5 protein-coding genes are annotated in these 4,853 nt (G+C 38.4%); 4 read left to right on the top strand and 1 reads right to left on the bottom strand.

All coding sequences use genetic code 11. From position 1 onward, the window contains the following. Positions 1 to 208 precede the first annotated feature (208 nt). Positions 209 to 694, bottom strand: a complete 486-nt coding sequence (locus HMPREF0373_RS10535) for a hypothetical protein (protein WP_021739700.1) — start codon at positions 692 to 694, stop codon at positions 209 to 211. Between the two features lie 149 nt (positions 695 to 843). Between HMPREF0373_RS10535 and HMPREF0373_RS10530 the strand changes: the two genes are divergently transcribed. From HMPREF0373_RS10530 to HMPREF0373_RS10515, 4 genes are read left to right on the top strand one after another with little or no spacing between them, the layout of a single operon-like run. Further along, the gene (locus HMPREF0373_RS10530) at positions 844 to 1,518 is read left to right on the top strand and encodes a response regulator transcription factor (RefSeq protein WP_021739699.1); all 675 of its coding nucleotides are present in this window, start codon (positions 844 to 846) and stop codon (positions 1,516 to 1,518) included. Next, positions 1,515 to 2,867 carry a sensor histidine kinase gene (locus HMPREF0373_RS10525; RefSeq protein WP_021739698.1) on the top strand — a complete coding sequence of 451 codons (1,353 nt, stop codon included), beginning with the start codon at positions 1,515 to 1,517 and terminating at the stop codon, positions 2,865 to 2,867. The genes HMPREF0373_RS10530 and HMPREF0373_RS10525 overlap by 4 nt, the downstream gene beginning before the upstream one ends. Positions 2,868 to 2,919: 52 nt before the next feature. Continuing rightward, positions 2,920 to 3,192, top strand: coding sequence for a hypothetical protein (locus HMPREF0373_RS10520; protein WP_021739697.1), 273 nt, complete (start codon positions 2,920 to 2,922; stop codon positions 3,190 to 3,192). 25 nt (positions 3,193 to 3,217) lie between these two features. After that, complete coding sequence (locus HMPREF0373_RS10515; protein WP_044963961.1) at positions 3,218 to 4,702, top strand: glycoside hydrolase family 32 protein; 1,485 nt, start codon at positions 3,218 to 3,220, stop codon at positions 4,700 to 4,702. Positions 4,703 to 4,853 lie beyond the last annotated feature (151 nt).

The following is a 4,853-nucleotide window of genomic DNA, read 5'->3' as shown; positions in this document are numbered from 1 at the left end:
AGAGGTTTACACAGAATAATTTACACTACCAATATTGATTCACGCAGAAACAGTTAGTAAGTTAACTTTTGTTCCCATAAAAGCAAAAAAATCAATAGTTTTAGGCCTATAATCCAAAAACTATTGATTTTTTGTTGCTTTAACGAAAACTGTTTTCCACAATACCCGGAAGCGGAGAATAGATAGAATTCTTGTAGCCCAGATGGAATTAATCATCAATGCCGTATTTGTTTTCCAGCGCTTCTTCTGCTAATTCCAGTTCATCTTCCAGTTTTTCAATCGCGCGTTCCCTCGCTTTGTATATCTCGAAGCTAATCTCTTTCATCTGGTAAGCATACTCAAATTCATCATCAAGTTTATCCAGTTCGTCATCAACTGCGTCTATCTGTTTTTTCAAAGCGTAGAATTGTTCGTGATTCTCAGATGCATTTGTAGATGTTTTTGCATTGTTTACACTTTTTGTTATATTACGGATATTGTTTTCATAAGAAGAGAAATCATAATCCTTTTCGTTCACATTCTCTACTGCGTTTTCTGTGTTACTGATGTTATCATCATCGTCATCTGTATTTGATGTTACAACTTCCTGTGTCTTAATTTCTATATCTTCTGCAGCTTCATTATTGGATGAGGTGCATCCTGTAAAAGCAAATATTAATGTGAGGGATAATAAAACTACTAATAATTTTTTCATAACATGTTCTCCTTTCGGCTCTTGAGTGTTTTGTTTTTGCTGTTATATGTATCATATAGGGGGAAGATTAAAAAAAGATTAAAACAAACAATAATTTCAAAAAAAGGATTCTAGCAACCGAAAACGATTGGTATTATAATAATTACATTATGAGATTACTGATTGTAGAAGACGAGAATGATTTAAGAAACATTGTCAAAAAAAGGCTGGTCAAGGAACATTACAGTGTAGATGCCTGTGGGGATGGTCTGGAAGCGATGGATCATATCGATATGACTTCCTACGATGGTATTATTCTTGATATCATGTTGCCGGGAAAGGATGGATATGAAATCTTAAGAGAATTAAGGCGACGAGAAGATGATACACCGGTTCTGTTACTGACAGCAAAAGACAGCATTGAAGACCGCGTCAAAGGACTGGATCTTGGTGCCGATGATTACCTGATCAAACCATTTGCATTTGAAGAACTGCTTGCAAGAATCCGTGTCATGATGCGTAGAAAGCCACAATTTACATCAAATCAACTAAAAATAGCAGATCTTATTCTGGATCGTGATACAAGAAAGGTTACAAGAGCCGGAAATGAAATTGATCTTTCTGCAAAAGAATTTATGGTTCTGGAATGTCTTATGCGTAACAAAAATATCGTAATGACAAGACTGCAGATTGAACAGAATGCGTGGAACTTTGATTTTGAAGGCGGTTCCAATGTGATCGACGTATACATTCGCTATTTGCGAAAAAAAATCGATGCACAATATGAACAAAAACTCATCCACACTGTTCGCGGTGTCGGATATGTAATGAGGGAAAACGAATGAAACAGATGACGATCAAGAAAAAAATTACGCTATGGTACACCGGAATCATCGTCGTAGTTCTTGGGACTATTCTAGTTCTCATCCTTCTTTTTGTGGATAGGGTTGGAATTTCTGCAACAGAAGAAGAAATCAGTGCCGCAGTGACCGGATTCTCTTCAAATATTAATTTTCAGGATGATTCCTTTTATCTTGACGTGGATACTAAATTTTACGATAACGGTATTATGTTTTGTATTTATGACAAAAACGGACGATTACTTTATGGAACGATTCCAGCCCAATTTCCAGAAGAAACTATCCTCATGTCGAATACACCGCGAACGATAAGCGAATCAAATCGAAAATGGATGATATATGACAGCGTTTACACTTACGGTGATGATGACGAAATATGGGTACGAGGAATTACCTCTGTACATTCTATAGAACTTTTCATGCAGACATCCAAGAAAATGCTGTTGATTGTATTTCCAGTACTTATTATTCTGATCGGGGTCATCGGATATTTTATGATCAAGCGGGCATTGAGACAGGTGGATCTTATCTGCGATGAAGTTGAAAACATCAGCAATGGAAAAGATCTTTCCAAACGATTGTCTCTGCCAAAAGCAAAAGATGAATTATACGAATTGTCGGAGAAATTTAACGAAATGTTCGAGCGATTGGAACTTTCGTTTGAGAAGGAGCGTCAATTCACATCAGACGTATCCCATGAACTGCGTACTCCCGTTGCTGTTATCATTTCCCAGTGTGAGTACTTATTGGAAAATGAAAACTTATCTGCGGAAGATAAGGAAGAGATTGCAGTTATCTTAAGGCAGGCAAAACGAATGTCAAAGCTGACAAGCGAAATGTTAATGATCGCCAGAAACGAACAGGGTGAGCAGCATCTGATGGAAAAACTGGATTTTGGATTATTAAGCGAACTTGTAATAGAAGAACTGCAGACAAAAGCACAGGAAAAAAATATTGAGATTATCCTGCAAAAGCAGGACGACTTATTTATGAACGGCGACCAGACATTGATTTTGCGTATGATGATGAATTTAATAACCAATGCCATCAATTACGGAAAAACAAATGGACATATTCATGTTATCCTGAAGGTCGAAAATGACCAGATTGTCGGTGAAGTGAAAGATGATGGTATTGGAATAAGTGTGGAACACCTGGACAAAATCTGGGAGCGTTTCTATCGCATAGACAAAAGCCGTTCCAGAGAAAATGGCGGTACCGGTCTCGGCCTTTCTATGGTGCGCTGGATTGTAAACCTCCACAATGGAACCATTCACGTCGAAAGTATCGAAGGTATCGGAACGAGTTTTATTTTCCGATTTCCGAAAATATAAGGAGTTATCACTGTATATACAGCCAGAAGATGCAAAATGGCGTTTAGACAATATGCATGAAACTTATCTACAGGATATGAACAGCAAGTATGTTTATCCAAACGTTTTTATGAGCATTGATGATACCAATAAAGTATCTCAGTATGATACAGATATTAAAAAATATGCAGAGCAGAAGAAAGCAGACTGGATTCTGCATGGCGGAATTGAAAAAGAGTGGGATTCCTATTTGAAGAAAATGGAACAGTATGGACTTTCTAATTATCTTTCAATTAAACAGAAATACTTTGATCAGTATCAGGAGTCATTGAGTGAAGAAAAATAACGATACGAACAACAGGAGAATTTGCATGAGTGAAATGTTAGAAAAGGCTAGAAAATATGAAGATGAACAGGGAAAGCAGATAAAAGCAGAAGACAGACCGGCTTTTCATGTGAGCCCATATGTCGGATGGATGAATGATCCGAATGGTTTTTCATACTATCAGGGAGAGTACCATCTTTTTTATCAGTATTATCCATACGATACACACTGGAACAGTATGCATTGGGGTCATGTGGTTAGTAAAGATCTGCTTCACTGGAAATATCTTCCGGCAGCTTTGGCACCGGATGAAGATTATGATAAAATTGGATGCTTTTCGGGAAGTGCAACAGAGTTAGGAGACGGCAGACAGTTGCTCATCTATACTGCAGTGGATCAGGAGAAAATGGAAGATGGAACTGTAAGGGATATTCAGACACAGGCAGTGGCTGTTGGCGATGGAAAAGATTATAAGAAATATGAGAAGAATCCGGTTCTGACAGCCAAAGATCTTCCGGAAGGTGCAAGTAAAGTGGATTTCCGGGATCCCAAGATCTGGAAAGAAAAAGATGGGTATTTTTATTGCGTAATTGGAAGCCGTCCGGCAGATGGAAGCGGACAGATTCTTCTTTACAGAAGTGCAGATGGATTCGAATGGGAATTTGTCAGTGTTCTGGCAGAAAATAAAAAACGTTATGGAAAGATGTGGGAGTGCCCGGACTTTTTCGAATTAGGTGGAAAACATGTTCTTCTGACAAGTCCACAGGACATGTTGCCGGAAGGACTGGAGTTCCATAATGGAAATGGGACATTATGTATCATCGGAGAGATGGATCCGGAGACATATACCTTAAAAGAAGAAACAGTACAAAGTGTCGATTATGGAATAGATTATTATGCAATGCAGACGTTGCTTGCACCGGATGGCCGTAGAATTATGATTGCCTGGATGCAGAACTGGGATACGATTGCTCATCGTTGTAGCGATTCAAAATGGTTTGCACAAATGAGTCTGCCGAGAGAATTGTCTGTGAAAAACGGAAGACTTTATCAGACTCCGATTAGAGAACTCGATGCAATGCGTAAAGACAGAGTTGAGTACAATGATATAGTAATAGATAATGATGTGATCACATTAGACAAAATCGAAGGACGAACCATAGATATGGAACTTGTGATACGTCCGAAGGATAAGGAAAATGCCTATAAGAAATTCGCATTACGTTTTGCACAGAATCAGAGGTTTCATACAGAATTGTGCTTCCGCCCGGATGAGTCTGTCCTGAAAATTGACAGAAAATTTTCAGGAACTGAACGAGCATTGGTTCATCAGAGAAGATGTCTGATACATGGAGATGCCAATGAATTAAAGCTTCGTGTAATTTTGGATAGATTTAGCGTAGAGATATTTATTAATGATGGCGAGCAGGTTATGTCGGCTGTTTTATTTACAGAACAAGAGGCAAAAGGAATTTCATTTTCTGCTGAAGGTGCAGCTAAAATAGATGTAGTGAAATACGATCTGGTTTAGGAAATACATGATAAAACTTGCATGGAGTTTGAACGCAGAATAAGCATTTCCCCGCTTCAAGTGCATAGAGCATTAAGCGGTGGGTAATGGGATGCTTATGTCAGTGGGAGTTAAAAGCGCCCACTGACAGGTCGCAAAGCGACTGCGTTCA

The sequence above is a fragment of the Eubacterium ramulus ATCC 29099 genome (assembly GCF_000469345.1).
Lineage (GTDB): Bacteria > Bacillota > Clostridia > Lachnospirales > Lachnospiraceae > Eubacterium_I > Eubacterium_I ramulus.
The sequence above is the reverse complement of the archived record's forward strand: the minus strand, read 5'-3'. Positions and strand labels throughout refer to the sequence as shown.